Here is a 4002-nt window from a genome sequence, read left to right as displayed (position 1 = left end):
TCTTTGCATGTCGCGCCCCAGCCCCCATCGTTCCCGCATCGTTCGGCGCAGTTCTAGCCTGATCACCCAAGGAATTCATAGATCAAAGGCCAGACGCCGCTCTGGACCTAGATCTGGCCCGCTTCCCCGCCCGCCTCTGCCGCCAGCAGCTTGCGGCCCGTGTCGAGCACACCGTCGACGATGTCATTGGCAATCGCCGCGCTCAGCGCTGCGCCATCGCGTGCGGTTAGTGCCGCCAACACCTCTTTATGTCGGTCGATCTGATAGTATTCCGCCACCTCAGTGATGACCTGCCGCTGAAAGGGGCCGAGTTGCAGCCAGATGCTTTCGATCATCGGCAAGGACGCCTGCGCCGGGTTCACCGAATACAGCATCCGGTGAAAGGCTTGATTCTGCAGCGTCAATTGGTCCGAGTCCCGCTCTGCCACAAACCGATCCATGCTGCCGTCAATCTCGGTCAGCCTGTCGATCACGATGTCCGAGATATAGGGCAAGGCGCGCAAGGCGGCGTGGGTCTCGACCGCGATGCGCAGGGCGACCAGTTCCTCGAACCGGTCAGTGGTCATTAGCGGCACGGTCAGGCGGCGGTTGTCCTTGATCTGGATGGCATGTTCCGAACTCAGCCGCCGCACTGCCTCGCGCACCGGGGTCGGGCTGAGGCCAAGACGCTCTGCAATGCCGCGCATGGTCAGCGAGGTGCCAGGCGTGATCGCGCCGAGCATGATCGCATTGCGCAGCCGCTCATAGACATATTCCTGCGTCGTCCCGCCCGGAATCTCAGGGATTTCGGGGATGTTGAGCGCGTCGTTTTCGGTGTCGGTCATCGGGCCGCCTTTGGTCTTTCGCCGCTGACCATACGCTCCGGGGCGATTGACAGACAAGCGAATAGTGGTATGACGTTTCCCTAAATGGTATCACATTTTCAGGTTCGATATCGAAAGGAACCCCATGTCTCAGAGCAAAGCCGAAGCCTGGCTGGCGCAACATCCCGAAATCGAATCCATCTTTGCCTGTGTCTGCGACCTTAACGGCACCATGCGCGGCAAGCGGGTGCCAGCCGATCAAGTCTCCAAGGTTGTCGAAGGCGGGCTGCGCATGCCCCTGTCCATCGTTGGCATGGATATTTGGGGCGAAGATGTCGAAAACAGCGAACTGGTGTTTGAGACCGGGGATTCCGATGGCCTTTGTGATTTCACGGGCCGCCCCTTGATGCCCATCACATGGACCTCGCGCCCGACCGCGCTTGCGATGCTCTGGATGCGTCAGGAAAACGGCGCCCCCTTCCCCGGCGATCCGCGCCGCGCGCTGGCCGAAGTGGCGGCCAAGTTCAAGGCACGTGGTCTCACCCCCGTGGTTGCGACCGAGTTGGAGTTCTACCTTGTCGACCCGTCCGAGGATCACCCGCAGGCGCCCTGCTCTCCGGTGACCGGCAAGCGGCTGGATTCCGACGGCGCACTGTCGCTGGACGAGTTGCAGCATTTCGATGAGTTCCTGAACGAGGTCTATGACGCCTGCGAATTGCAGGGCATCCCGGCGGATGCGGCGATCTCGGAAAACGGGGCGGGCCAGTTCGAGATCAACATGCGCCATGTCGACGATCCGCTGCGCGCGGCAGATGACGCGGTGCTGTTCAAACGGTTGGTGCGCGGCATCGCCCGCAAACACGGCTTTGCCGCAACCTTCATGGCCAAACCTTATGGCGATCTGGCGGGCAGCGGTTTTCACGTGCATTTCTCGCTGGTCGATGAAAACGGCGTCAACGTCTTCGACAATGGCGGGGATGAGGGCACATCCCTGATGCTCAACGCCGTGGCCGGTCTGCTGGCAACGATGCAGCAAAACACGCTGACCTTCGCGCCGCATGAAAACTCCTATCGCCGCTTGCTGCCGGGCGCCCATGCGCCGACCAATGTCGCCTGGGGCTATGAGAACCGCACCGCCGCGATCCGCATCCCCGGCGGAGATGCCAAGGCACGGCGCATCGAGCACCGTGTGGCCGGCGCCGATGCCAACCCCTATCTGGTACTGACCAGCATCTTGGGCGGCGCGCTTTTGGGGATCGAGCAAGACATGCAGCCCGTCGCCCCGATCACCGGCGACGCCTATACGATGAAGCTCGACAACCTGCCGCTCGACTGGGCCACGGCGATTGATGCCTTCCGCAAAGGGCCGGATGTGCCCGGCATTTTCTCCTCGCGGTTGCAGACCATGATGGTCGAATGCAAAACCCAAGAGCTGCGCAAATTCGCGCGGCAAGTGACCCATTTCGAATATGATACCTATCTGGAGATCGTCTGATGTCTCGTCCCCCCTACGCCGGTGACGGCAGCCATACGTCAAGCTACTACGCGGCCTCGGCCAATCCCTCGCCTGAGCGCCCAAAATTGCAGGGAGATCACGAGATCGACGTTTGCATCGTCGGCGCGGGTTATAGCGGCCTGTCGACGGGTCTGCATCTGGCCGAAAAGGGCTATAAGGTCGCCATCATCGAAGGCGCGCGCGTGGGCTGGGGGGCCTCGGGCCGCAATGGCGGGCAGATCGTCAACGGGCTGAACGCCAGCCTGCAAACGATCAAGCGCCGCTACGGTCAGGACACAGCGACTTTCGTGGCCGGGTTGGTGCAAGAGGGTGGCGAGATCATCCGCGAGCGGGTCCGCACCTATGACATCAAATGCGACCTCAAGGAAAAGAACATCTTCACCGGGCTCACGCCTGCGCATATGCGCGAGTTGGAAGAGCGGCAGAAGCTCTGGCAGAGCTACGGCATCGACAATCAAGAGATGCTGGACAAGGACCAGTTGCGCGCCCACATCAATTCCGACCTCTATGAAGGCGGGCTGATCGACCATTCGGGCGGCCATATGCACCCGCTCAACCTCGCCCTCGGTGAGGCGGCGGCGTTTGAGAAAAACGGCGGCACGATCTATGAGATGTCCCCCGTGACGGATGTCGATCACGATGCCCCACGCCCCGTGGTCAGAACCGCCAAGGGCACGATGACCTGCAAGACGCTGGTGCTCTGCGGCAATGCCTACCTTGGCCATGTGGTGCCCACGCTGACCCCGCGCGTGATGCCCGTCTCGACCCAAGTCATGGCAACCGAACCGCTGAGCGAGGCACAAGCCCACGCGCTGCTGCCCACCGACGCCTGTGTCGAAGATATCCGCTATATCCTCGATTATTACCGACTGTCGGGCGACAAACGCATGCTTTTCGGGGGTGGCACCGTCTATGGCGGCGCTGACCCGCGCGACATCAAGGCCAAGCTCAAACGGAACATGGACAAGGTCTTCCCCCAACTCAAAGACGTGAAGATCGACTATGCCTGGAGCGGCAATTTTGCCCTGTCCTTCAGCCGTGTTCCGCAGATGGGCCGGATCGGCGACAACACCTATTTCGCGCACGGCTACAGCGGCCATGGTGTCACCGGCTCGCATACCTTCGGGCGCATCCTTTCGGAAGCGATCGACGGCGATCTGACCCGGTTTGACGTCTTCGCCAATGTGCCGTGGTTCCCCTTCCCCGGCGGGCGCATGTTGCGCGTGCCCTATTCGGTCGTGGGATCGTGGTGGTACGGGCTGCGCGACCGCTTGGGGGTCTGAAACCTTTTGACAGGGCTGGGGGTTTCTTCACAATGACCGGGCGCATCGCCCGCCGTGACAGGAAGGACCCCCATGCCCGATCAAAAGCCCGTCTCTACAATCGTCTTCGACGTGAACGAGACCCTGCTCGACATCACCACTCTGGAGCCACTGTTCGCGCGCCTCTTCGGCGACGCCTCGGTCCTGCGTGAATGGTTTGCCGAGCTGATCCTCTATTCGCAGACCATGACCCTCTCGGGTCGCTATGCCCCCTTCGGTGCGCTGGCGGGAGGTGTCTTGCAGATGGTCGGCGCGAACAAGGGCGTGACGATCAGTGATGAGGACGTGGCCGAGTTAAAATCTCTCATCGGCTCCATGCCCGCCCGCCCGGATGTCGCCCCCGCCCTGCGCAAGCTGCGCG

Annotated in this window: 3 protein-coding genes and 1 pseudogene; 3 read left to right on the top strand and 1 reads right to left on the bottom strand. The window is 61.8% G+C overall.

The features are described from left to right. Window positions 1–107: 107 nt before the first annotated feature. On the bottom strand, window positions 108–824 hold the full coding sequence (locus A3722_RS03695) for a GntR family transcriptional regulator (protein ID WP_067626072.1): 717 nt from the start codon (window positions 822–824) through the stop codon (window positions 108–110). 124 nt (window positions 825–948) lie between these two features. Between A3722_RS03695 and A3722_RS03690 the strand changes: the two genes are divergently transcribed. The 3 genes and pseudogenes from A3722_RS03690 to A3722_RS03680 form a co-directional block, all read left to right on the top strand. Continuing rightward, entirely contained in the window at window positions 949–2298 is a 1350-nt protein-coding gene (locus A3722_RS03690) for a glutamine synthetase family protein (RefSeq protein ID WP_067626074.1), read from the top strand. Then, window positions 2298–3602, top strand: a complete 1305-nt coding sequence (locus A3722_RS03685) for an NAD(P)/FAD-dependent oxidoreductase (RefSeq protein WP_067626075.1) — start codon at window positions 2298–2300, stop codon at window positions 3600–3602. Before A3722_RS03690 ends, A3722_RS03685 begins: the two co-directional genes overlap by 1 nt. Window positions 3603–3674: 72 nt before the next feature. Further along, window positions 3675–4002, top strand: a pseudogene (locus A3722_RS03680) (haloacid dehalogenase type II); the annotation flags it as partial.

Source organism: Sulfitobacter sp. HI0027, assembly GCF_001634775.1.
In the GTDB taxonomy this organism is placed as follows: Bacteria; Pseudomonadota; Alphaproteobacteria; order Rhodobacterales; family Rhodobacteraceae; genus Sulfitobacter.
Note: the sequence above shows the minus strand (reverse complement) of the source record. Positions and strands in the feature narration are given on the sequence as shown.